At 70.2% G+C, this 22,306-nt stretch carries 20 protein-coding genes and 2 pseudogenes; 17 read left to right on the forward strand and 5 right to left on the reverse strand.

Annotated features, from left to right (window positions below):
- Window positions 1-23: 23 nt before the first annotated feature.
- The 4 genes from ACFYPS_RS30225 to ACFYPS_RS30240 are packed head-to-tail and all read left to right on the forward strand — an operon-like array spanning window position 24 to window position 4,676.
- Window positions 24-1,292 (forward strand): sugar ABC transporter substrate-binding protein, encoded by a 1,269-nt coding sequence (locus tag ACFYPS_RS30225; protein WP_354967780.1) that lies wholly within the window; start codon window positions 24-26, stop codon window positions 1,290-1,292.
- A gap of 1 nt (window position 1,293) precedes the next feature.
- Entirely contained in the window at window positions 1,294-2,256 is a 963-nt protein-coding gene (locus ACFYPS_RS30230; protein WP_354967779.1) for a sugar ABC transporter permease, read from the forward strand.
- A 2-nt stretch (window positions 2,257-2,258) separates the two neighbouring features.
- A complete protein-coding gene (locus tag ACFYPS_RS30235; RefSeq protein WP_354967778.1) occupies window positions 2,259-3,107 on the forward strand; it encodes a carbohydrate ABC transporter permease in 849 nt (282 codons plus the stop codon).
- A gap of 27 nt (window positions 3,108-3,134) precedes the next feature.
- Window positions 3,135-4,676 carry a glucoamylase family protein gene (locus tag ACFYPS_RS30240; RefSeq protein WP_354967777.1) on the forward strand — a complete coding sequence of 514 codons (1,542 nt, stop codon included), beginning with the start codon at window positions 3,135-3,137 and terminating at the stop codon, window positions 4,674-4,676.
- Window positions 4,677-4,883: 207 nt separating this feature from the next.
- Here the strand turns inward: ACFYPS_RS30240 and ACFYPS_RS30245 are convergent, their stop codons facing one another.
- Window positions 4,884-6,737, reverse strand: coding sequence for a xylan 1,4-beta-xylosidase (locus tag ACFYPS_RS30245; protein ID WP_354967776.1), 1,854 nt, complete (start codon window positions 6,735-6,737; stop codon window positions 4,884-4,886).
- 62 nt (window positions 6,738-6,799) lie between these two features.
- Here ACFYPS_RS30245 and ACFYPS_RS30250 point away from each other — a divergent pair, with 62 nt between their 5' ends.
- Together ACFYPS_RS30250 and ACFYPS_RS30255 are read left to right on the forward strand one after the other, a co-directional pair.
- The gene (locus ACFYPS_RS30250; RefSeq protein WP_354967775.1) at window positions 6,800-7,156 is read left to right on the forward strand and encodes a hypothetical protein; all 357 of its coding nucleotides are present in this window, start codon (window positions 6,800-6,802) and stop codon (window positions 7,154-7,156) included.
- A pseudogene (locus ACFYPS_RS30255) lies at window positions 7,111-7,227 on the forward strand (IS701 family transposase); the annotation flags it as partial. The gene ACFYPS_RS30250 and the pseudogene ACFYPS_RS30255, both read left to right, overlap by 46 nt.
- An 89-nt stretch (window positions 7,228-7,316) precedes the next feature.
- Here the strand turns inward: ACFYPS_RS30255 and ACFYPS_RS30260 are convergent.
- Window positions 7,317-7,550 (reverse strand): hypothetical protein, encoded by a 234-nt coding sequence (locus ACFYPS_RS30260; RefSeq protein ID WP_354967774.1) that lies wholly within the window; start codon window positions 7,548-7,550, stop codon window positions 7,317-7,319.
- A 263-nt stretch (window positions 7,551-7,813) separates the two neighbouring features.
- Between ACFYPS_RS30260 and ACFYPS_RS30265 the strand changes: the two genes are divergently transcribed.
- Window positions 7,814-8,146, forward strand: a complete 333-nt coding sequence (locus tag ACFYPS_RS30265; RefSeq protein WP_387328829.1) for a DUF6444 domain-containing protein — start codon at window positions 7,814-7,816, stop codon at window positions 8,144-8,146.
- On the forward strand, window positions 8,143-8,904 hold the full coding sequence (locus ACFYPS_RS30270) for a transposase (RefSeq protein WP_354967773.1): 762 nt from the start codon (window positions 8,143-8,145) through the stop codon (window positions 8,902-8,904). The genes ACFYPS_RS30265 and ACFYPS_RS30270 overlap by 4 nt, the downstream gene beginning before the upstream one ends.
- 36 nt (window positions 8,905-8,940) lie before the next feature.
- Here ACFYPS_RS30270 and ACFYPS_RS30275 read toward each other — a convergent pair.
- Window positions 8,941-9,240: pseudogene (locus ACFYPS_RS30275) on the reverse strand (hypothetical protein); the annotation flags it as partial.
- A gap of 33 nt (window positions 9,241-9,273) precedes the next feature.
- Entirely contained in the window at window positions 9,274-9,813 is a 540-nt protein-coding gene (locus ACFYPS_RS30280) for a transposase family protein (protein ID WP_354967772.1), read from the reverse strand.
- Between the two features lie 125 nt (window positions 9,814-9,938).
- Between ACFYPS_RS30280 and ACFYPS_RS30285 the strand changes: the two genes are divergently transcribed.
- From ACFYPS_RS30285 to ACFYPS_RS30325, 9 genes are all read left to right on the forward strand, one after another.
- Window positions 9,939-10,367: a transposase gene (locus ACFYPS_RS30285; protein WP_387328803.1), complete on the forward strand. Its 429-nt coding sequence runs from the start codon at window positions 9,939-9,941 to the stop codon at window positions 10,365-10,367.
- 356 nt (window positions 10,368-10,723) lie between these two features.
- Window positions 10,724-11,764, forward strand: coding sequence for a LacI family DNA-binding transcriptional regulator (locus ACFYPS_RS30290; RefSeq protein WP_354967771.1), 1,041 nt, complete (start codon window positions 10,724-10,726; stop codon window positions 11,762-11,764).
- A 67-nt stretch (window positions 11,765-11,831) separates the two neighbouring features.
- On the forward strand, window positions 11,832-13,115 hold the full coding sequence (locus tag ACFYPS_RS30295; RefSeq protein WP_354967770.1) for an extracellular solute-binding protein: 1,284 nt from the start codon (window positions 11,832-11,834) through the stop codon (window positions 13,113-13,115).
- Entirely contained in the window at window positions 13,112-14,038 is a 927-nt protein-coding gene (locus tag ACFYPS_RS30300) for a sugar ABC transporter permease (RefSeq protein WP_354967769.1), read from the forward strand. The genes ACFYPS_RS30295 and ACFYPS_RS30300 overlap by 4 nt, the downstream gene beginning before the upstream one ends.
- Window positions 14,039-14,141: 103 nt before the next feature.
- Complete coding sequence (locus tag ACFYPS_RS30305) at window positions 14,142-14,954, forward strand: carbohydrate ABC transporter permease (protein ID WP_354967768.1); 813 nt, start codon at window positions 14,142-14,144, stop codon at window positions 14,952-14,954.
- Between the two features lie 4 nt (window positions 14,955-14,958).
- Complete coding sequence (locus tag ACFYPS_RS30310; RefSeq protein ID WP_354967767.1) at window positions 14,959-16,029, forward strand: hypothetical protein; 1,071 nt, start codon at window positions 14,959-14,961, stop codon at window positions 16,027-16,029.
- A gap of 63 nt (window positions 16,030-16,092) precedes the next feature.
- Window positions 16,093-17,373: a Gfo/Idh/MocA family oxidoreductase gene (locus ACFYPS_RS30315; RefSeq protein ID WP_354967766.1), complete on the forward strand. Its 1,281-nt coding sequence runs from the start codon at window positions 16,093-16,095 to the stop codon at window positions 17,371-17,373.
- A 14-nt stretch (window positions 17,374-17,387) separates the two neighbouring features.
- The gene (locus tag ACFYPS_RS30320; RefSeq protein ID WP_354967765.1) at window positions 17,388-19,418 is read left to right on the forward strand and encodes a hypothetical protein; all 2,031 of its coding nucleotides are present in this window, start codon (window positions 17,388-17,390) and stop codon (window positions 19,416-19,418) included.
- Window positions 19,415-21,031: a glycoside hydrolase family 13 protein gene (locus ACFYPS_RS30325; RefSeq protein WP_354967764.1), complete on the forward strand. Its 1,617-nt coding sequence runs from the start codon at window positions 19,415-19,417 to the stop codon at window positions 21,029-21,031. Before ACFYPS_RS30320 ends, ACFYPS_RS30325 begins: the two co-directional genes overlap by 4 nt.
- Window positions 21,032-21,071: 40 nt before the next feature.
- Here ACFYPS_RS30325 and ACFYPS_RS30330 read toward each other — a convergent pair whose 3' ends face one another.
- Complete coding sequence (locus tag ACFYPS_RS30330; RefSeq protein WP_387328810.1) at window positions 21,072-21,908, reverse strand: IS5 family transposase; 837 nt, start codon at window positions 21,906-21,908, stop codon at window positions 21,072-21,074.
- Window positions 21,909-22,306: the final 398 nt, after the last annotated feature.

The raw sequence follows: 22,306 nt of genomic DNA on the forward strand, positions 1-22,306 counted from the left end.
CCACCAACCTCCGGAGGTACGAGATGAGAAGTAGGCGGTTAACCGCCGCGGCCGCGGTCGTCCTGGCCGCGTCGGTCGCGCTGGCCGGTTGTGGCCGTGACTCGGGCGGCGGCCAGGACGAGGCGAAGTCCGTCGGCGCGGGAAAGGCGAGCGGGGACATCACCGTCTGGGCGATGGGCACCGAAGGCGAGAAGCTCGCCGAGTTCGCGAAGGAGTTCTCCACCGAGAACCCCGACGCCAAGGTCTCCGTGACGGCGGTGCCCTGGGACGCGGCGCACCAGAAGATCGCGAGCGCCATCGCCGCGAAGCAGACGCCGGACGTGTCGATGATCGGTACCACCTGGCAGGGCGAGTTCGCCAAGACCGGTGCGCTCGACCCGGCCCCGCCGGACCTCATCAAGAAAGACGACTTCTTCCCCGGCGCCTGGGACACCACGATCGTCGACAACACCTCGTACGGCGTCCCCTGGTACGTCGAGACCCGGCTGATCTACTACCGCAAGGACCTGGCCACCAAGGCCGGGTTTCCCGACGGCCCGAAGTCGTGGGACGACCTCAAGGCCATGGCCAAGGGCATGAAGGAGAAGGCCGGCGCCAAGTGGGGCCTCAACCTCCAGCCCGGCAAGACCGGCAGCTGGCAGTCGGTCCTGCCGTTCGCCTGGTCCAACGGCGCGGACGTGGCCAGCGCCGACAAGCTGAGCTTCGACACCTCGGAGATGACCGAGGCGCTCGCCTACTACCAGTCCTTCTTCAAGGAGGGCCTGTCCCCGACCGCGCTGCCGGACGGCTCGCTCGAGCCCGGCTTCGTCAAGGGTGAGATCGGCTCCTTCATCTCCGGCCCATGGCACATGGGCATCGTCGAGGAGCAGGGCGGCGCCGGCTTCAAGGACAAGTACGCGGTCGCGCAGATGCCGACGAAGAAGTCGTCGACCTCGTTCATCGGCGGCAGCAATCTCGCGGTCTTCAAGGATGCCAAGAACCGCGACGGCGGCTGGAAGTTCGTGCAGTGGCTGAGCCGGCCCGAGGTGCAGGTCAGGTGGTACCAGGCGGTCAAGGACCTGCCCGCGGTGCAGTCGGCCTGGAACGACCCGACGCTGTCCGGCGACACGTTCCTGACCACGTTCGGCCAGCAGCTCAAGAGCGCCAAGGCGCCGCCGGCGATCACGACCTGGGAGCAGATCGCGGCTGCCTTCGACCTTGAGGCCGAGAAGCTGTGCAAGCAGAATGCGGACCCGGCCGCGACCGCCAAGGCGATCCAGGAGAGAGCGAGCGCCATCGGGACCGGGAGCTGACATGGCCGCCGCCCCCGCGGCGACGGCACCGGCGCGACCGGCCGGGGCGACGAGCCCCGACCGGCCCGCCGGGTCGGTCCGGCGGCGGCAGCGCCTGCAGCGGGCGCTGACCGGCTGGGCCTTCTCTGCGCCCTTCACCGTGTTGTTCCTCGTGTTCATGGCACTGCCGGTGGTGGTCTCGCTGCTCATGAGCTTCACCGACCTGCGCTCCACCGACCTGCGCCACCCGCTGGCCGTCAACGTCGTCGGCATCGACAACTACACCCGCCTGTTCTCTGATCAACTGTTCCTGCGCTCGTCGGTCAACACCCTGGTCTTCGTCGTCATCGGCGTGCCGCTGACGATGGTGCTGGCCCTGGCCGCCGCGACCGCGCTCAACTCCGGGCTCGTACGCTTCCGCGCGCTGTTCCGGGTCGGCTTCTACCTGCCGGTCGTGACCAGCATCGTGGCGATCGCGGTGGTCTGGCGCTTCCTGCTCGATCCCGAGATCGGGCTGGTCAACAACCTGCTGCGCCTGGTCGGGGTCGACGGGCCGAACTGGCTGTACGACACCACGCTCGCGCTGCCGTCGCTGATCGTCATGGCGGCCTGGCGCAACTTCGGTTTCCTGATGGTGATCTTCCTGGCCGGACTCCAGGCGGTGCCGGCCGACCTCTACGAGGCGGCGACGCTCGACGGCGCGACGCGGTGGCAGCAGTTCCGCAACGTCACCGTGCCGATGCTCCGGCCGACGCTGCTCTTCGCCGGGGTGATCACCGGCATCGGCTATCTCCAGTTCTTCGAGGAGCCGCTCGTCATGACGCAGGGCGGCCCGCTCTCCTCGACGCTGTCGGTGTCGTTCCACATCTACAACCAGTTCGGCTTCGGCAACTACGGCTACGCGGCCGCCGCCAGCTACGTGCTCTTTCTGGCGATCGTGGCGCTGTCGGTCGTGCAGTTCCGCCTGCTGGGGGAGAGGAACTGACGATGGCCACGAAGGACACCACCCTGCGTACCCGCGATCGGGTTGCGAAGGCCGCGCTCTACGCCGTCCTGCTCCTCGGGCTACTCGCCGTGGCCGGACCGTTCCTCTGGATGGCATTGTCATCGCTCAAGCCGGAGCGGGAGATCCGCGACGTGCCGCCGACCTGGTGGCCCGAGACGGTCACGCTCGACAACTTCCGTGGGCTGTTCTCCCGGCTCGACTTTCCGCTCTACTTCTTCAACTCCGCACTGGTCGCGACGCTGGTCATGGTCGGCAACCTGCTGTTCTGCTCGCTCGTCGGGTACGCATTGGCCAAGCTGCGGTACCCCGGCAAGCGGGCGCTCTTCCTGGCCGTGCTCGGCATGCTCATGGTGCCCGGCATGGTCACCTTCGTCCCGCAGTTCGTGCTGGTCAGCAACATGGGCCTGACCAACACGTACGCCGGCCTGATCCTGCCGTTCCTCGTCGGACCGTTCGGCGTGTTCCTCATGCGGCAGTTCCTCCAGTCGATCCCCGACGAGCTCATCGAGGCCGCCAGGGTCGACGGCGCCGGCGAGTTCCGGATCTTCTGGCGGGTGGTGCTTCCGCTGTGCCGGCCGGCACTGGCCACCCTCGGGATCCTCACGTTCCTCGCGTCCTGGAACAACTTCCTGTGGCCCCTCGTGGTCGCCACCACGGAGGACAAGTACACGTTGCCGGTCGCCCTCGCGCTCTACAGCGTCGGCGAGAACGAACGCAACTACGGGCTGCTCCTCGCCGGCGCGGTCGTCGTGGTGCTCCCGGTGCTCATCGTGTTCCTGTTCCTCCAGCGGCACTTCCTGCGCGGCATCGCGACCACCGGAATCAAGTGACCATCCCCGAACCAGACAAGGAGACCCATGCGACGCCTTCTCGCACCGCTGCTCGCGCTGGCACTCGTGCTGGCAGGCGGCCCGGCCGCCGTCGCGGCACCCGGCGAGCGCGGCCCCGACCGGGCACTGCTCCGCTACGCCACGGACACCTGGCGGTCGATGGCCGCCATGACCGACCCCGGCACCGGCCTGGTCGCCGACAACATCACCGGCGACCTTGCCGCCGGCGGCCGCGCCACCTACACGTCCCCCACCAACATCGGCGGCTACCTGTGGTCTGCGGTGGTCGCCAGTAGGCTCGGCATCATCTCGCGGGCCGAAGCCCGCCAGCGGATCGCCAGGACCCTCGACACGCTCGCCCGGCTCAAGCATCACACCGCGTCGGGCATGTACTACAACTGGTACGACCCGCGAGACGGCTCGGTCGTCACGGTATGGCCCGACAACGGCGACCCGGTCTATCCCTTTATGTCGAGCGTGGACAACGGCTGGCTGGCGGCCGCGCTCAACGTGGTCAAGGGCGCCGTGCCGGAGCTGCGCGGCAAGGCCGACGCGATCCTGCGAAAGATGAACTTCGGCTTCTACTACAACCCGGCGGCGTCGACGCCGTTCGGGGCCAGCGGCCTGATCGCCGGCGGCTTCTGGGACGCGCCGCCCCCCGGGTGCTCGCAGCAGCGCGACGGCGTCTGGTTCACCTGCAACCACTACGACATCACCGTCACCGAGCCGCGCATCGCGACGTACCTCGGCATCGCGATGGGCCAGATCCCACCGAAGGCCTACTACAACACGATGCGCACCCTGCCGGCCACCTGCGACTGGAGCTGGCACGAGATGCAGCCGGTCGGCTTCGACACCACCTACGAGGGCGTGCCGGTGTACGAGGGCGCGTACCGGTACCGCGGCATCCAGTTCGTACCCAGCTGGGGTGGCGACATGTTCGAGGCCCTGATGCCGGACCTGTTCGTGCCCGAAGCGCAGTGGGCCCCCAACAGCTGGGGCCGCAACCATCCCGCGACGGTCGCCGGCCAGATTGAGCACGGGATGAACGACGCCGGGTACGGATACTGGGGCTTTTCCCCGGCGAGCGACCCGGCCGGCGGTTACCAGGCCTGGGGCGTCGACGCGATAGGCATGGACACCGACGGCTACCCGTCCGACATGGAGCGCTCGAAGTACGACGCCGGGTTCGGTGACTGCCGCCCAGCCGGCCCGGACCCCGACTACGGCGACGGCGTGGTGACCCCGCACGCGGCGTTCCTCGCCCTCCCGTACGCCAAGGCAGCGGTCGTCGACAACCTCGCCCGCCTCAGGGCCAACTTCGACTCGTACGGTCCCGGCGGCTTCTACGACGCGATCGCGGTCGGCAGCGGCACCGTGGCCAAGCGCTACCTCTCGCTCGATCAAGCCATGATCATGGGTGCGCTCGGCAACGAGCTCGCCAACGACCTCCTGCGCCGCGCGTTCGTCTCGCCACAGTTCGAACGCCGGATCCGTCCACTGATCGCACAGGAGACCTTCAACGTGCCGGCCAACCAGAGCCTTCCACAGCTGCGTGGGGCCGCCTGACGGCGCCGGAAAAGGTAACGGTCGACCTGCCCAACCCGTCGCGGTGCAGCGAAGTAGGGCCCACGGCCACGCGCCGTAGGGCGCTACTTCCGCAATCGAGCACGATCCTTCGAGTGGTCGGCACCGCGGGAGCCGAGCCGAGGCCGGCCGGTCCGCGGACCTGGCTGCCCGATACCCCGGCCGACGACGCACCGGGGTGGGCAGGGATCAGGCCCCGGGGACCTCCACCAGCACCGCGCCGGGCTGCGGCAGGTCCAGCTCGATCACCGCCGCTCCAGCGTCTGTGGAGGGCTGCACCTTCTCCGCCGCGACCTGGTCGGCGGCGCGCAGCGCGGCCCACTGCTCATCGGTCGGCCACTCGGCGACGCCCAACCGGTCGGCGAGGGTGGTGATGTCACCGTGCTCCCGGTCGAGCCGGGAAACCAGGGCGGGCCGTCCGGCCGCGCCGTCGATGACCAACCGGATCCGCCGGGCCAGCGCCGGGTCTCCGTCCCGCTTGCCCTGGTCGAGGGTGGACACCCAGACCAGGATCGCCAGGCTGCCGTCGCCGCGCCGGCTGGCCCAGCTCTGCACCAGACCGTCCGCGCCGTCGCCGGCGGCCCGTACCGGCAGTTCGGTCTCGCCGAGTTGCGCGAGCATCCGCAGCGCGTGGTAGCGCGGCTTGGCGATACCGCCGACAGTGAGCAGGCCGAACCCGCCGTGCAGCAGCCTCGGCGGCCGGCCGAGTTCCTCGAAGTGATCGCTGGCCACCCAGTAGGACAGCGCCTCGACCCTGCCTGCGGCCGACCGCATGCCGGTGAGCAGGAACGTGGCGGCCGAGGTACCGTCGCTGATCGGGTGGAAGTGGGTGGGGGTGACGCCCCACTCGGTCCACAGGATCCGCGCGTCGGGGAAGCCGAGGCGGGCCAGAGTGGGCCGCAGGTCCAGCGGCGGGCTGCCGTACGTGTGGGTGGAGACGAAGTCCACCGGTGCGCCGGACCGTACGGCATGCTCCAGCAGCGCGTCCACCCAGCCAGCGGCCGCCGACGAGGGCCCACCGACCGGGATCCGCGGGTCGACGTCCTTGACCGCGCGGGCGGTCACGTCGTACAGCCGCATCCATTCTTCGTGGCTGCCGCTCCAGAAGACCTCCAGGTTGGCCTCGTTCCACACCTCGAAGTCCCAACCGAGCACCTGCTCGCCGTACCGGTCCAGCAGGTGGGTCACCAGCGCCCGAACGAGCCCCGACCACCGGTCCCAGTCGCGCGGCGGGGAAATGATGCCGCGATAGTTGAAGACGGTGCGGTCCGGATCGCTGGCCAGATCGCGGGGCATGAACCCGATCTCCACCACCGGCGTCATTCCGACGCCCAGGAGTAGATCGTAAATCTGGTCCACGCGGCTGAAGTCGTACACCGGCTCGCCGTCGACCTCGCGGTAGACGCCGAGGTCGTCGTGCAGGATCGCGTGCGCCCGCACGGCGGTCACGCCGATCTCCTCGCGTACCCGGCGGAGCGCGGCCAGCAGTTCGATGCCGATCTCCCGGCCGCCTGAGTGGTCCCGGCAGAGCAGTTGGGACAGCCGCTCGCTGCCGATCATCGGCTGCCAGGGACGGTGCAGGGTGGTGCCCGGGGCGTCCGCGTCGAGGCGCAGCGTGACGGTGCCTGGTTCGCCGGCGCCGGGCAGGGCGGCCGCCGTGACCGGGTCGCTCAGCGCGCTGGTCACGGTCACCTCGGGTACGGCAGCCACCGCATACGCATACCGCTCGCCCGGCGTGCCGGTGGTGTCGACGTACCAGGTGTCGGGAACGGAGAGCACGTCGCCGCCGAGGTGGTCCAGCGGGGTGAACGGGCCGGACACCCGATCGCCATCCAGCGTTGCACGATGCACCAGGTAGCCGACCGTGCCGTCGACGGGATGCCAGGAGAGGCGGACGTGTCCGCGGCCGGGGGTGGCGGTGAGGCGGGCCGGTGGTGGTAGGTCGGGTAGCGCGGCCGTGTCGCCTTCGTCGCTGCGGCGGGCGATGCGGGCTTCCCAATCGGTCCGGGCGTCGGACGGCTGGGGTCCGCTGGTGTTCGTCACCGGGTACCTCCTGGCGGTCTTGATTGAACCGGTTCGACGAATGTAACCGGTTACCGTCCGTCGTGCGATCCCGCTACCCGCCGCCGGACGACCCCGCGGCGCTGCATGCCGCCCTGAACGACACGCTGGTGTTCGTGTCCAGCGACGGCGAGGCCGCGCGGGTGTTCGTCCACCACCACAACGTCCTCGACGCGGCCACGCGGACCGGGGTCGGGCACGTGGTGCTGCTCAGCGGCCTCGACGCGGATGTGACCTCCCCGTTCTGCTACGCGTACACCAACGGCCACACCGAGCGGCTGCTCCGCGCCTCCGGCCTCCCGTACCCCATCGCGCGCCGGCCTCTTCACCGAGTTCCTCGTCGGCCTGATACCGGGCGGTGTGGGACGCCGACGTCGTCCGCGACGACCTGCGGCAGCTGATCGCCGACCGGTTCGGTGGCCCGAACGCGGTGCTGGTGGTCGATGAAACCGGCGATCTGAAGAAGGGCACGCCATGGTGATGACTCGCACGAGCTTCAAGTCGCGCATGTCGTCGCGGACCTCGGCGAGGACCAGCCGCCGAGGTTATAGAAAAAAATGCTCACCTGGCGTTGGCAATTCGATTGTCCGCGGCGATCCAGTTCGTCTCCCATGTCTTCCCGCCGTCGTCTGAGAAGGCCTGTTCGGACCTCGCCTTGTCCGGCCCCTGCCGGAAGATGAGGAAACGCGCCCTGATCGCGCGTCCCCCGAGCTGGTCGTCGCCGTAGAACTCGCCCACACCGTCGTGGAACCCGCCATGCACGGACGGGGTGAGCAGTCCATCGCGGAGGTTCACGAAGGTCAGGCTCCAGCGCCCCGGCTGGGGCTCATAGAGCCGCAGATTGAGGCCCTCGATCCTTCCGTTCGGCCCCGAGACCGTAAGCTCGACGACATTCGCACGCCGGTCCAGCAGTGACGTGATCTCAACAAGAATCCGGGTGACCGGATAGGTCGTTGGCCGCCAGAGGTGTCCATGGTGGAGGCTGGTAGGTTGGCGGATCGTGTTCGCCGAGTCGCCGCAGCCGCCGTCGTATGACGAGTTGCTGGCGTTTGAACGCGGTGTTGGTGGCCCGGTTGGAGCAGGCCCTCGGCCGGATCGCCGAGTTGGAGGCCCGGCTGGGTATGTCGTCGAGGAACTCGTCGAAGCCACCCTCGTCGGATGGCCTGGTCAAGCCCGCGCCGAAGTCGCTGCGGAAGAAGACCGGTCGGGGACTGGGACGCCCGCCGGGGCAGCCCGGGTCGACCTTGGAGCGCGTCGCCGTGCCGGACGTCACGGTGCGGCATGTCCCGGCGGCGTGTGCCAGCTGCGGTGCCGGTCTGGGTGACGACGCGACGCAGGTGGGAGTACTGATCCGGCAGGTGTTCGGCATTCCGAGCCGAGACTGGTCGTGACCCAGCACGAGATCATCACCGTGGCTTGCCCGTGTGGGCACCACACCCAGGCCGGCGTACCTGCGCAGGCGAGCGCGCCGGTGGCGTACGGGCCGCGGATCGCCGCCCTGGGGGTGTACCTGCTGCACGGGCAGTTCCTGTCGATCGGGCGCACCGCGCAGACCCTGGCCGAGGTGTTCGCCGCGCCGGTCAGCGCGGGCACCGTGGCGTGCTGGGTGAAACGCGCCGCCCTGGGCGTCATCGACACGGTCCTACCGGTGATCCGCGACCGGATCACCGCGGCGCCGGTGGCGCATTTCGACGAGACCGGGTGGCGCACCGCCGGTGGGCTGGGCTGGTTGCACTCCGCGTCCACCCCCACCGATGTCCTGTACACCGCGCACCCGAAACGGGGGACCGCGGCGATGAACGACGCCGGGATCCTGCCCGTGTTCACCGGGATCGCCGTGCATGACGCGTGGGCGCCCTACGACACCTACACCCAAGCCACGCACGCCCTGTGCAACGCCCACGTCCTGCGCGAACTGGTCTACGTCGTGGACAACGCCGACACCCTCATCGCCGCATACGCCCAGCAGGCAATCACCGCCCTGCTGGAGTTGAAAACACTGGCCGACACCGCCGCCACCACCGGCACGGCCCTCGACGCGGCCGCCACCACCGAACACACCCACCGGCTGCGATCCGCCGTCGTCCTCGCCGCGAACGCCACCGCGGGCGCCGGGGAACAGGCTGTCATCGGCCGGTGCGGTGCGTAGGGTCCGGCGTTCGGTGCGACCGTGTCCGCGGTCGTCGTCGACGTGCGTGTGGTCGGCGAACTCGGTGTCGGTACCGCGTAGCAGCGCCTGGGCGGCCTGGTAGGCGAGGGGCTGATTCCCCTTCAAGACCAGAAGGTAGTGGGCGTCGAGGACCTCGGTGATCAGGCGGGCGGTCTTCTTCGTCGTGTGCAGTGTGTCCAAGGTCAGCATCATCCCGGCCACATCGAGGGGTGCCAGCAGGTCGGCGACCACCGTGTTCTCGCCGCGTTTGTCCGGGACCTGGCGTTGGCCCAGGATCACGCCGCCGTGGTGGGTGATCGACGCGACCAGGAACACCTGCCCGGTCGGGGTGCGGGTCCCGCGCAGGAGTTACCCGTCGACCGCGGCGGCGGGCAGCAGCCCGGCCGGCCGCGGGTGGGTCACCGCCCGCTGCTCGGCCCGGCGCTGCTCCCGTTCGAGGGGTCCCGCGGTGGCCGCGATGACCGGGACGGGCGCATCGCCTCGCACGACGTCCGCGGCGTATCCGCAGGTCGCCGTATCGAGGGCGTCACCGTCCAGACCGGCCAGGACCCGGCGGAAGGTCCGTTCGCTGGGCACGGTGTACCGGCCGAGCAGCGGGTCGAACCGGGCCCCGATCCGGTGCAGGACATCTTGCGGGGTACCCGCCGCCCACTGCCGGATCGCCGCCACGGAGTCGTTGCCCACCACCAAGGTTGCGCACGCGGTCAGGACCAGGATCACCACGAGCCGGTGGCGAAGACCCCGCAGCCGGCGCGGGTTGGGTACCTGCCCTAGACGGTTGAGCAGCGATGACGGCACCGACAACGGGTCCGTGGCAAGTTCGGCCTCCCAGAGGGCCAGATCCGCGAGGTGGTCAACAGCAGGGCTGATCGGGGAAGATGAGGACACGAGCGCGGCTCCTGAAACGATCTTCTGGCGTAGGCACCCGAAAGATCATCAGAAGTCGCGCTCGTCCCACAACTCCACCCCCAAAACGTGAACAGACCACCGCAAGTCGGCACAACGCCGGGGCCGTGGCCGACGGCTCAGTCATCAGCGAGCTGCACCGTCAGCACCGGGCGACCGAGTTCAAGAAATTCCTGATCACCATCGACAAGAGCGTCCCGGCCGAGCTCGACGTGCACCTGATCTGCGACAACTACGGCACCCACAAAACGCCGGCAGTACGTGCCTGGCTGGCGAAACACCCGCGGTTCCACATGCGCTTCACCCCGACCGGCTCATCATGGATCAACCAGGTCGAACGCTGGTTCGGCTTCCTTACCGACCAGAAAGTCCGCCGCGGAACCCACAAAAGCGTCCAGGCCCTTGGAGCTGACATCCGATCCTGGATCGCCGACTGGAACAGCAACCCCCGACCGTTCATCTGGACCAAGACCGCCGAAGAGATCCTCGAATCACTCGCGCGATTTTGTAGGCGAATTTCCGGCGCGGCACACTAGCCGCGCCAGGCCGAGACGACCCTCCGCAAGCCGGATGACCTCGGACGACACCCGATTCCGACCGGCTTGCCGAGAGTTCACACCGAAGGCGTCTATCTCGTTGTAGTCGGACACAGTGGTCGTCCTCGCGCGTCGAAGGGCTCAGTTGCCAGCCGCCGGTCGACGCGTCTGGGTCGCGCGGCGGCCGGCCCTCGGCCGGGTCTACCGGTGATCTTCTCTCATGATCAGCACGGCATGGTCACTGATTGTGATCGGAACGACCTATTGATCCGTCTGCTAAACCGGTCTAGCATTCCCCAAACCGGTTTAGCGACAGTGGTGCTCCGCGCTCTGGCGGGTACGGGAAGGAGGCCGAGTTGGTCAGCCGAGACCGGCCGACAATTACCGACGTCGCCCGTGCCGCCGGGGTCTCCAAGGGAGCGGTTTCCTTCGCCCTCAACGGCCGGCCCGGGGTGGCCGAGGAGACCCGCCAGCGCATCCTGGCGACGGCGAAGGCGCTGGGTTGGACCCCGAGCCACCGTGCCCGGGCCCTGTCCACCTCGCGGGCGTTCGCCGTCGGCCTGGTCCTGGCGCGCCCGCCGGAGTTGCTCGGCGCCGACCCGTTCTTCCCCGCCTTCATCGCCGGCGTGGAACGAGTCCTGGTCGAGCGGAACCAGGCGCTGGTCCTCCAGGTCGTCCCCAGCCAGCGGGCGGAGGAGGCGGGCTACCGGCGTCTGGCCGCCGATGGGCGGGTGGACGGGGTCTTCCTCCTCGACCTGCGGATCGCCGATCCCCGGATCGCCCTGCTGGAGGAGCTGCGGCTGCCTGCCGTCACCCTCGGCCGTCCCGACGTTGCCAGCCCGTTCCCGGCGGTGCTCGTCGACGATCGGCGGGGGATCACCGCCGCTGTACGCCATCTGGTGGAGTTGGGGCACCGGCACGTCGCGCACGTCGCCGGCCCGGACCACTTCCTGCACGGGAGGGCGCGGCGGGAGGCCTGGGAGAACGCGCTGCGGGCCGCCGGGTTGTCGCCCGGGCCGTGCGTGCCCTCCGACTTCTCGGCGGCCGGTGGGGCCGCAGCCACCCACCGACTGCTCGACCTGGCCGAGCCGCCGACCGCGATTATCTACGCCAACGACGTGACGGCGATGGCCGGCATGGCTGTGGCCCGGGAGCGTGGCCTGGACGTCCCGGGCCGGCTCTCGGTCACCGGCTTCGACGACACCGAATTGGCCGCCCACATCAGCCCGGCGCTGACCAGCGTCCGGACGGATCCGTCCGGGTGGGGCGGCGCCGCCGCCCGTACCCTGCTCAACCTCATCGACGGCGACGGCGGCGCGGATGTCGAGATGCCCCCCGCGCAGCTCGTCGTTCGCGCCTCCACCGCCGCACCACCCCCACCACCCCCACCGCCGTGACCGGCCGGCCGGCGTCGCGCCGGCCCGGCCGGTCGATCGTCACGGCAGTCGAGATCGGAGACCCATCATGAAACGGACCGTCCCCGCCGCGTTGCTCGTGCTCTCCCTCGGCCTCACCGCAGCCTGCAGTGACGGCGGCTCCGACGCCAAGGCCGACTCCTCGGCCAAGGGGCCGATCACCATCTGGCTCTCCAACAACAAGGAGGAGTTGGCCTGGGGCACGGCGATGGTCGAGGCGTGGAACAGCCAGCACGCCGACCAGAAGATTACCGCCCAGGAGATCCCGGCCGGCAAGTCCTCGGAGGAGGTCATCGGCGCCGCGATCACGGCCGGGAACGCCCCCTGCCTGATCTTCAACACCGCGCCGGCCGCGGTGCCGCAGTTCCAGAAGCAGGGCGGGCTGGTCGCGTTGGACGACTTCGAGGGCGCCAAGGGCTACATCGAACAGCGGTCCGGTTCGGTCGCCGAGCAGTACAAGTCGCCGGACGGCAAGTACTACCAGATGCCCTGGAAGGCCAACCCGGTCATGATCGTCTACAACAAGGCGATCATGCAGAAGGCCGGTGTCGATTCGGAGAACCCGCCGCTCGGCACGTACGCGGAGTTCCTCGACACGAGTCGGAAGATCAAGTCCTCCGGCGCCGCGCAGGCGGCCATCTACCCCTCGCCGACCAGCCAGTTCTTCCAGTCCTGGTTCGACTTCTACCCGCTGTTCGTCGCCGAGACCGGCGGCAAGCAGCTCGTCGAGGACGGCAAGGCGCAACTCAACTCGGCCGAGGGGCAGCGGGTCGCCGACTTCTGGAAGACCCTCTACGCCGAAGGACTGGCCCCGAAGGAGCAGTACAACGGTGACTCCTTCGGTGAGGGCAAGGCCGCCATGGCGATCGTCGGCCCGTGGGCGATCGCCGTCTACGGCAACAAGATCAAGTGGGGTCTGAAGCCGGTCCCGACCTCCGCCGGCAAGCCCGCCGCCGAGACGAAGACCTTCAGCGACGCCAAAAACGCCGCCATGTACTCCTCCTGCCAGAAGCGGGGCACCGCCTGGGAGGTGCTGAAGTTCGCTACCAGCCAGGAGCAGGACGGCGCGCTGCTGAAGGCGACCGGCCAGATGCCGCTGCGGACCGACCTGACCGCCACCTACGCGGACTTCTTTACCCAGAAGCCCGCCTACCGCGACTTCGCCGACCAGGCCGGGCGCACCGTCGAGGTACCGAACGTGCCGAACTCCATCACCATTTGGCAGACGTTCCGGGATGCGTACTCCGAGTCGGTGATCTTCGGCAAGCGGCCGGTGGCCGACGCGTTCGGCGACGCCGCGCAGAAGGTCGACGGGCTAGCCGGCCAGCGATGAGCGCCCGCCTCACCCGGGGTACGCACCAGCACCCCGGCCGCCGACCGGTGACGGCCCTGCTCGGCCGTCACCCGGTCGGGCTGGCCCTGACCGCGCCCTACGCCGCGTTCATCGTGCTGGTTTTCGCGTACCCGCTCGGGTTCGCCGTTTGGATGAGCTTCCACGACTACTTCTTCGCCGCGCCGGGAGCCCAGGTCGAGCGTCCCTTCGTTGGGCTGGAGAACTACCGGGCCGTGATCGGCGACCCGGGGGTCCGGCAGGCGTTCGGCAACATTCTGGTCTTCCTGCTGATCAACGTGCCGCTCACCGCCGTGCTGGCGCTCACGCTCGCCGTGGCGCTCAACCGGTCCATCCGGGGGCGCACCTTCCTGCGGGTCGCCTACTACGTGCCGTACGTGACCGCCAGCGTCGCCGTGGTCGGGGTCTGGCTCTTCCTGTTCAGCTCGGACGGCCTGGTCAACAGGGTCCTCGGCCCGCTCGCCCCGGACCCGTCCTGGCTGGTCAACGAGACGCTCGCGATGCCGCTCATCGCGGTCTTCGTGGCCTGGAAGCAGCTCGGCTTCTTCATCCTGCTCTACCTCGCCGCGTTGCAGACCGTCCCGAAGGAGCTGTACGAGTCGGCGGCGGTGGACGGGGCGACTGCCTGGCAGCGGTTCCGCTCGGTGACGGTACCGGCGGTCCGCCCCGCCACCACCCTGGTGGTGATCCTGGCGACCATCACCGGCGCGAACCTCTTCACCGAGCCCTACTTGCTCACCGGAGGCGGCGGCCCGAACGGCGCCTCCACCTCCCCGGTGCTGCTGATGTACCAGCGCGGCATCGAGCAGGGCGCCCCGGACGTTGCGGCGGCGATCGGTGTGCTGCTCGTCGTTGGCGTCGTCACCGTATCGATGATCAACCGTCGACTGCTGGAGAGGCCCTGACATGTCGACCAGCACCCTCGGCACACCCACACCCGCACCCACACCCGCACCCGGAGTCGCGTCCGCGTCCGTGGCACGCCGTCGCCCCGGCACCCTCCGACGGGTGCTGCGCACTACGGCCCTGGTCGCCTTCGCGCTCGCCTTCATCTTCCCGTTCTACTACATGTTCATCGGGTCGTTGCAGGCCGAACCGGACACCTCCCCGGCCGGGGCTTTCCCTACCGGCGGCCTCACCCTGGACAACTACCGGGAGATCAACGCCGAGATCGACCTGCTCCGGTCCCTTGCCAACTCCGGGATCTTCACCGGCGGGGTCATCCTCGGCACGGTCGTCTTCGGCGTACTCGCCGGCTACGCGCTGGCGCAACTCAGCTTCCGGGGCCGGGGCACCCTCTTCGCGCTGGTCCTGCTGGTCCAGGTGGTGCCGTTCCAGCTCCTGCTGATCCCGCTCTACGTGCTGATCGTGCGCGGCTACGGGCTGGCCGACTCCTACCTCGGGATGATCCTGCCGTATGCGATCAACACCACGGCGGTCTTCGTCTTCCGGCAGTTCTTCCTGCAACTGCCGGCCGACCTCTTCGCCGCCGCCCGGATGGACGGCGCGGGCGAACTGCGCATCCTCTGGTCGGTCGCGCTGCCGCTGGTCCGCCCGGCACTGCTCACAGTGGTGCTGCTGACCTTCATCGGCCCGTGGAACGAGTTCCTCTGGCCGTTTTTGATCACGAAGCAGACCGACATGCAGCCGCTGGCGGTCTCGCTCGCCAACTACCTGAGCAACGTCGCCGCGCGGGCCGCCAACCCGTACGGCGCGATTCTCGCCGGCGCCTGCGTCCTGGCCGCACCAGCCGTCGCGCTGTTCGTCGCCTTTCAGAAGCACTTCACTTCCAGCAACATCGGATCTGGCGTAAAGGGTTGAACCGTTGACTGTCTCCACCGTCGTCCCGTACACCCTCACCCGACTCGGCGTGGTCATGGCGCCCGAGGCGGCGGAGCCGCTGGAGGTCGAGGGGGTGCTCAACCCGGCCAGCGGGCGTACCCCGGACGGGAAGCTCCACCTGCTGCCCCGGCTGGTCGCCGAGGGGAACGTCTCCCGGGTCGGGCTCGCCGAGGTCGAGTTCCACGACGGGGTACCGGCCGGGGTGATCCGCCGCGGCGTCGTCCTCGCCCCCGACGAGAGGTGGGAGCGCGGGCTGAACAACGCCGGGGTAGAGGATCCGCGCGCCACCTGGGTGCCGAGCCTCGGTATGCACCTGATGACGTACGTCGCCTACGGGCCACTCGGGCCGCGCTTGGCCCTGGCCGTCTCCACCGACCTGCGCACCTGGCGCCGCCTCGGTCCGATGCAGTTCGCCTACCAGCCGGGCCTGGACACCGACCTGAACCTCTTCCCGAACAAGGACGCGGTCTTCTTCCCCGAGCCGGTACCCGGCCCGGACGGCCGGCCCTGCTACGCGATGCTGCACCGTCCAATGTGGGACCTGGGCTGGTTCCGCCCCGGTGAGGGGGTGCACCTGCCCGCCGGAATCACCGACGAGCGGCCCGGCATCTGGATCTCCTACGTCCCCGCCGAGGAGGTGCACTCCGACATCACCGCCCTGGTCCGGCTCCGCGACCACCGCTGCGTCGCCCTGTCCGAGTTCCCGTACGAGGAGTTGAAGATCGGCGCCGGCCCGCCGCCGATCCGGGTGGAGGAGGGCTGGCTGCTCATCCACCACGGGGTGACCGGCCACATCCCCGACACCTTCGACCCCAGCACTCAGAAGGTCGAGTACGCGGCCGGGGCGATGCTGCTCGACCCGGCCGACCCGGGCCGGGTGCTTGCCCGTACCGCCGAGCCGATCCTGGTGCCCGAAACGGAGGACGAGCGCTCCGGCACCGTGCCGAACGTGGTCTTCCCGACCGCGATCGAGGAGGTCGACGGGCTCCGGTACGTCTTCTACGGGATGGCAGACGCCAAAATCGGCGTTGCCCGGCTGGACCGTGTCCGGTAAGTCGGGCGGTCCGGCCCGACCGGTCATCGTTACCGGGCCGGCTGCCGCACCGGGGTGGGCCCGGTGACCGGCCCGGCCGCGCTGCGCCTCGGCGTCGTCGGGGCCGGCGGCTTCGCCACCTTCCTCTCCGGCGCCCTGCGCGACCTGCCGGACGTGACGGTGACCGTGGTCGCCGACCCGGACACCGACCGGGCCGGGCGGCTGGCCGGGACGCTGGCCGCCCGGGCGGTGCCGGACTGGCAGACGCTTGTCGCCGCCGACGACGTGGACGTCGTGGTGGTCGCCACCCCGCCGGCCGGCCACGCGCAGATCATCCTCGCGGCGCTGCGCGCCGGCCGGCATGTCTTCGCCGAGAAACCCCTCGCCACCGGCGAGGACGACGCCATCGCCATCCGGAACGCGATCGCCGCCACCGGCCGCGTCCTGGTGGTCGACCACGTGCTGCGCTACAACCCCGTGCTACGGGCGCTGGCCCGGCTGCGTGACCCAAGGTTCGGCACGCCGCCCGGTTCCCCGCCCGGCCCGCCGCCCGGCCCGCTGCTCAGTCCGCTCCGGCGGCTTGCCTTCGAGAACGACGCCAGCGACGAGGATCTCGGCTCGGAGCACTGGTTCTGGGACGAGCGGGTCAGCGGCGGGATCTTCGTCGAGCACGGCGTGCACTTCTTCGACGCGGCCGACGCCCTGGTCGGCTCGACCCCCGAGTCGGTGCAGGGCATGCTCGGCCACCGCCCCGGCAGCGACCTGGTCGACCTGGCGGTCGCCACCACCCGGTACCCGGACGGCGCGGTGGCGACGTTCGCGCATGGCTTCAGCCACGCCCACCGGTGTGAGCGGCAACTGATGCGGATCGACTTCGGCACCGCCGAGGCCCGGGTGACCGGCTGGATCCCGGTGCACGCCACCGTCGACCTCTGGACCGACGACGCCGGAGCCGCGCTGGTCGGAAGCCTGCCGGCCCGGGTCGCGGAACTGCTGGCCGTCGACGGCCACAGGTTGGGTGACCGGGCCGCCGTCGAGGTGGCGGTGCACCGGCACGCCGGCCCGGCACACACCCGGGATCGGGGCCACGAGCGCCGGCTGCCGCATCGCTGCCGGATCACCGTCGACCTCGGCGGCGAGGCCGCCAAACCGTACGTCTACGCCGAGAGCGTGCGGGCCGTCATGTACGACCTGGTGCGCTGCGTCCGTACCGGCGACCGGCCCGTCGCCGGAGTCACCGAGGGCGTGACGGCGGTGACCGTCGCCGCCGCGGCCCGCCGCTCCGCCTGCGAGGAACGCACCGTCCACCTCGGACAGCAGCCGTCGGGACGCCCGACGGCTGCCCCCACCACTCACCCGTCCTGACCGAGGAGACCCCCGTGAAACGTCGATCGCTGCTGCTGGGCAGCCTCGCGCTCACCACCCCGCTGCTGGCTCCTGCCCCGGCCGGAGCCGCCGCCCCCGCCGCCGCCCCGCGGAGCACGGTGGCGCGGGGCCGTCCGCTCACCAACCTCGCCCACCTGGACTTCCTGCGGCAGGACGTCACGCCGCCGGACCAGCACGGGCACACCACCTACCGGCTCGCCGACACCCCGCGAATCGGGGTGCTCTGGACGTACGCCGAACCCGGGCCGGACGGCGAGTTCCGCCGGGTCGGCGGCGGAGCATACGACCCGGAAACCGACACCTGGGGGCAGGGCGCCTACAACGCCGACGACATCTCCCGGGCCGCGGTGGTCTACCTGCGGCACTGGCGGCAGACCGGGGCCACCACCAGCCGCGACGGTGCGTACCAGCTCCTGCGCGGCCTGACCTATCTGCAGACCGCGGACGGTCCGCACGCCGGCAACGTGGTGCTCTGGATGCAGCCAGACGGCACGCTCAACCCGAGCGCCGAGCCGAAGGAACTGCCGGACCCGTCCGACAGCGACGCGTCGTACTGGCTGGCCCGGACGATCTGGGCGCTCGGCGAGGGGTACGCCGCGTTCCGCGCCACCGACCCGGACTTCGCCGACTTCCTGCGGAACCGCCTCGACCTGGCGATCGCCGCCGTGCAGCGCCAGGTGCTCGTCCGCTACAACCGGTGGCAGATCATCGACGGGGAACGTACCCCGGCCTGGCTGATCGTGGACGGCGCGGACGCCACCGCCGAGGCGGTGCTCGGTCTCGGCGCCTACGTCGAGGCCGGCGGCGGCACCACCGCCCGCCGGGCGCTGCGCCAACTCGCCCGGGGCATCGCCGCCCTCGCCGACGGCGACGTGCGGGAATGGCCATTCGGTGCGATCCGTCCCTGGGCGCTTTCGCGCTCGGTCTGGCACGGATGGGGCGCCCAGATGCCGGCCGCGCTCGCCCGGGCCGCGCAGGCACTCGGCGACCGGACCCTGCTCGGCCCGGCCGTCACCGACTCGGCCGTCTTCACCCCCTGGCTGCTCACCTCCGGCGGCCCGGACAACGGCCGGCTGCCCACCCGCACCGACCGGACCCAGATCGCCTACGGCGTCGACTCCCGGGTGCAGTCGCTGCTCGCCGTCGCCGATGCCAGCGGACGTTCCGGGTTCGCGCAGCTCGCCGCCGTCACCGCCGCCTGGTACTTCGGCGCGAACCCGGCCGGGACGCCCGGCTACGACCCGGACACCGGCCGGGCCATCGACGGCATCAACGGCGACGGGCAGGTCAACCGGAACTCCGGCGCCGAGTCCACCATCCACACGCTGCTCAGCATGCTGGCCCTGGACGCCCGTCCCGAGCTGACCGCCCTCGCCCGCCGCACCGAGGTCGTCGAACGGGTCGGCGCGGTGACCCTGGAAGCCGAGGATGCCGCCCGATCGGGTGGGGCGACCGTGGTCACCCCACCGTCCGCTTGGACCGGCGAATCGCTGATCAGTGGGGCGTACGTCGACCTGCCCGCCGGGGCCGGGCTGCGCTGGCAGCTCCCGCCGGCCGACCAGCCCCGGCTGGTGCTGCCCGTGGTGGACCTGCGTTCCGGCGTACCCGCCCGGACGGTCTGGCGCAGCGACGCCGGACCGCTCGGCGAGGTCGACCACGCCCGGATCGGCGCCCAGGGCAACTCCCCGGCCCCGGGCGCCCTGCTCCCGGTCACCCTGCCCCGCGAACTCGCCGCCCACGCCACGGACCTGACCGTCGAGGCGGCGGCCGGGGAGCCGGCGACCGTCGACGCGGTCGTGCTGGAGCCGCTGGTCTCCCGGCTCACCCTGGCCGGCGGCGAACGGCGCACGACGCTGCTGCGCAGTGCTGCCCGGACCGCCCGGACGGCGGAGATCACCGCCACCGGACCGGCCACCGTCGAGGTGTACGACGCGGCGGGCGTGCTCCGCTCGCGGGGCACCGGCGCCGCCGCCACGCTGCGGGTCACCGTGCTGCCTGGCGGCTTCACCCTGGTCCGCCAATGACCGGGTCCGCGCCGGGGGAGCTGTGGTGGCGCGGCGGGGTCTGCTACCAGGTGTACGTGCGCAGTTTCGCCGACTCCGACGGCGACGGAGTCGGCGACCTGCCCGGGGTGACCGCCCGCCTGCCGTACCTGGTCTCCCTCGGCGTGGACGCCGTCTGGCTGACCCCGTTCTATCCGTCACCGATGGCCGATGGCGGGTACGACGTCGCCGACTATCGCGGTGTCGACCCGGCCTTCGGCACCCTCGCCGATTTCGACGCGCTCGTCGCCGACGCGCATCGGCTCGGCCTGCGGGTCGTCTGCGACCTGGTGCCCAACCACACCTCGGACCGGCACCCTTGGTTCCGCGAGGCGCTCGCCGCACCGCCGGGCAGCCCTGCCCGTCGCCGGTACGTCTTCCGTCCGGTCGATGACCACGACCCGGACCGGCCACCCAACGACTGGCGTTCGGCGTTCGGCGGGAGCGCCTGGCGGCGGGTGCCGAGCCCGGACGGCTGGCCCGACGAGTGGTACCTGCACCTGTTCAGCCCCGAACAGCCCGACCTGAACTGGGACAACCCGCAGTTGCGGGCGGAGTTCCGGAAGATCGTCCGGTGTTGGCTGGACCGGGGTGTGGACGGGCTGCGCATCGACATGGCGCACGCTCTGTTCAAGCACCCCGACATGGTCGACGCCGGCGCCGGACAGCACATCGAGTTCCGGCGTAACCACCTGATGCCCTTCTTCGACCAGCCGGGCGTGCACGGGCTGTACCGGCAGTGGCGAACCATGGTCGACGCGGTGCCGGGGGAGCGGGCGCTGATCGGGGAGGTGTGCCTCTTCGACGCCGACCGGCAGGCCCGGTACGTCCGCCCCGACGAGCTGCATCAGGCGTTCACCTTCGAGTTGCTGGAGTGCGACTGGTTCGCCCCCGCGCTGCGGGACACCATCGGGCGGACGCTCGAGGCGTACCGCCGGGTCGGCGCCCGGCCGGCCTGGGTGCTTAACAGCCACGACGCGACCCGGACCGTCACCCGCTACGGTTCGGGAGGTGGGGGCCCGCGGGCGGCCCGGGCCCGGGCCGCCGCCCTGTTGATGCTGGCGCTGCCCGGCGCGGCGTACGTCTACCAGGGGGAGGAACTGGGGCTGCCCCAGGTGGACCTCCCCGACGAGGCGCTCCGCGACCCGATCTGGGAACGCTCCGGGCGGACCGTGCGCGGGCGGGACGGCTCGCGGGTACCGATTCCGTGGACGGCGGACGGCGAGACGTACGCCTTCTCGCCAGACGGCGCCGACCCGCCCTGGCTGCCGCAGCCCGACGGCTGGGGAGCCTGGAGCGTGCAGCGGCAGACGGCCGACCCGGCCTCCACGCTGGCGCTCTACCGGGCGGCGATTCGGTTGCGCCGGAAGGTGGGGGAGAACATCGGGGCCGCTGAGCTGACTTGGTGGGACGCCGGACCGGACGTGGTGGCGTTCCGTCGCGGCGACGGGTTTGGCTGCGCGGTCAACACCGGCGGCGGGGCGGTGCCGCTGACCGGTGTCGGCCGGGTGCTGCTGGCGAGCGTACCGGCCGAACCGGCGGGCGGGGCGCTCCTGCTGCCGCCGGACGCCGCGGTCTGGTTCATCCCGGCCTGAGAGGGCGTCTGATTCACGTATTTTGCGAGTGATGCTGCCTTCAGGTGTCTCGCCAGGTTGGGGTGGTTTCGTCGGTGATGCGTTTGGTGAGGTTGTCGATCATCGCGATGCGGATCATGCTGGCTGAGTTGTCGGGTAGGGCTTCGTAGTCGCGGGCGAGGCGTCGGTGTTGCATGATCCAGCCGAGGGTGCGTTCGACGACCCATCGGCGTTTGACCACGGAGAATCCTTTGATCTGTGGGTCCCTGGTGACGACTTCGACGTCGATGCCGAGGGCGGCGCCGTGTTCGATGACCTTGTTCTTGAAGCCCGCGTCGACCCAGGTCTTGGCCAAGGCAGGGTGGATGGCTTTGGCCTGGTCGAGCCGGTTGATGCCGATGGTGTTGTCGCTGGCGCTGGCAGCGGTGACGACGACGGCGAGGAGTAGGCCGAGGGTGTCGGTGATGATGCCCCGCTTGCGTCCGACGATCTTCTTGCCGGCGTCGATGCCCTGGGTGGGCAGGGGTGCGTTGGTGGAGGTTTTCACACTCTGGCTGTCGATGATGCAGGCCGACGGGTGCACGGCACGTCCGGCCTTGGTGCGGGTCAGTCCGGTGAGCTGGTAGTTGAGCTGGACGAAGATGCCGTCGTTAGTCCAAGCGGTGAAGTAGCCGTAGACGGTCTGCCAGGGCGGGAGATCGTGGGGCAGATAGCGCCGGGCGATGCCCGTGCGGTTGACGTACAGGATCGCGTTGAAAATCTCCCGCAAGTTGTGGGTGGCAGCGCGTCCGCCGACGCCGGCCTGGGTACGGGCCTGACGCCAGGCATTCAGGCGTGGTGCGATCAGCGCCCAGCGGGCGTCGGACAGGTCGCAGGGGTAGGTAGGTCGCTCAACCATGCCGTGGTTCTACTGTGGACGAGCGGTAGTGGATCGCACCCGCGGTCCGACCACACGAGGACTTTTCTGAACCAGACACGTTCCGTGGAACGAAGCTGGCATATCGTTGCGACATCAGTCAGGCAAATGGTGCCGATAGCCGTGAGTCGTCGGCTCTACTGGCCCGGCAGCCGGCGGGCCGAATGCTGCTGATCCCACGCAGACAAGATTAAAACGCCCAGTCAGAAGGCATTCGATGAACCGGTGTCCCGCTATAACCTGTTTGCGGCGTGCCCTATTCTGCCGCTTTGCGGTTTGGATAGTGACGTGATCTCAACAAGAATCCGGTAGGTATCGGTATTCGAAGTGGATGAGGTGGAGAGCAGCGCGGACGATGTCGCCGATCTGCCGTGGGCTGG

Origin of the sequence: Micromonospora sp. NPDC005087, from assembly GCF_042872965.1 — a bacterium.
GTDB lineage: Bacteria > Actinomycetota > Actinomycetes > Mycobacteriales > Micromonosporaceae > Micromonospora.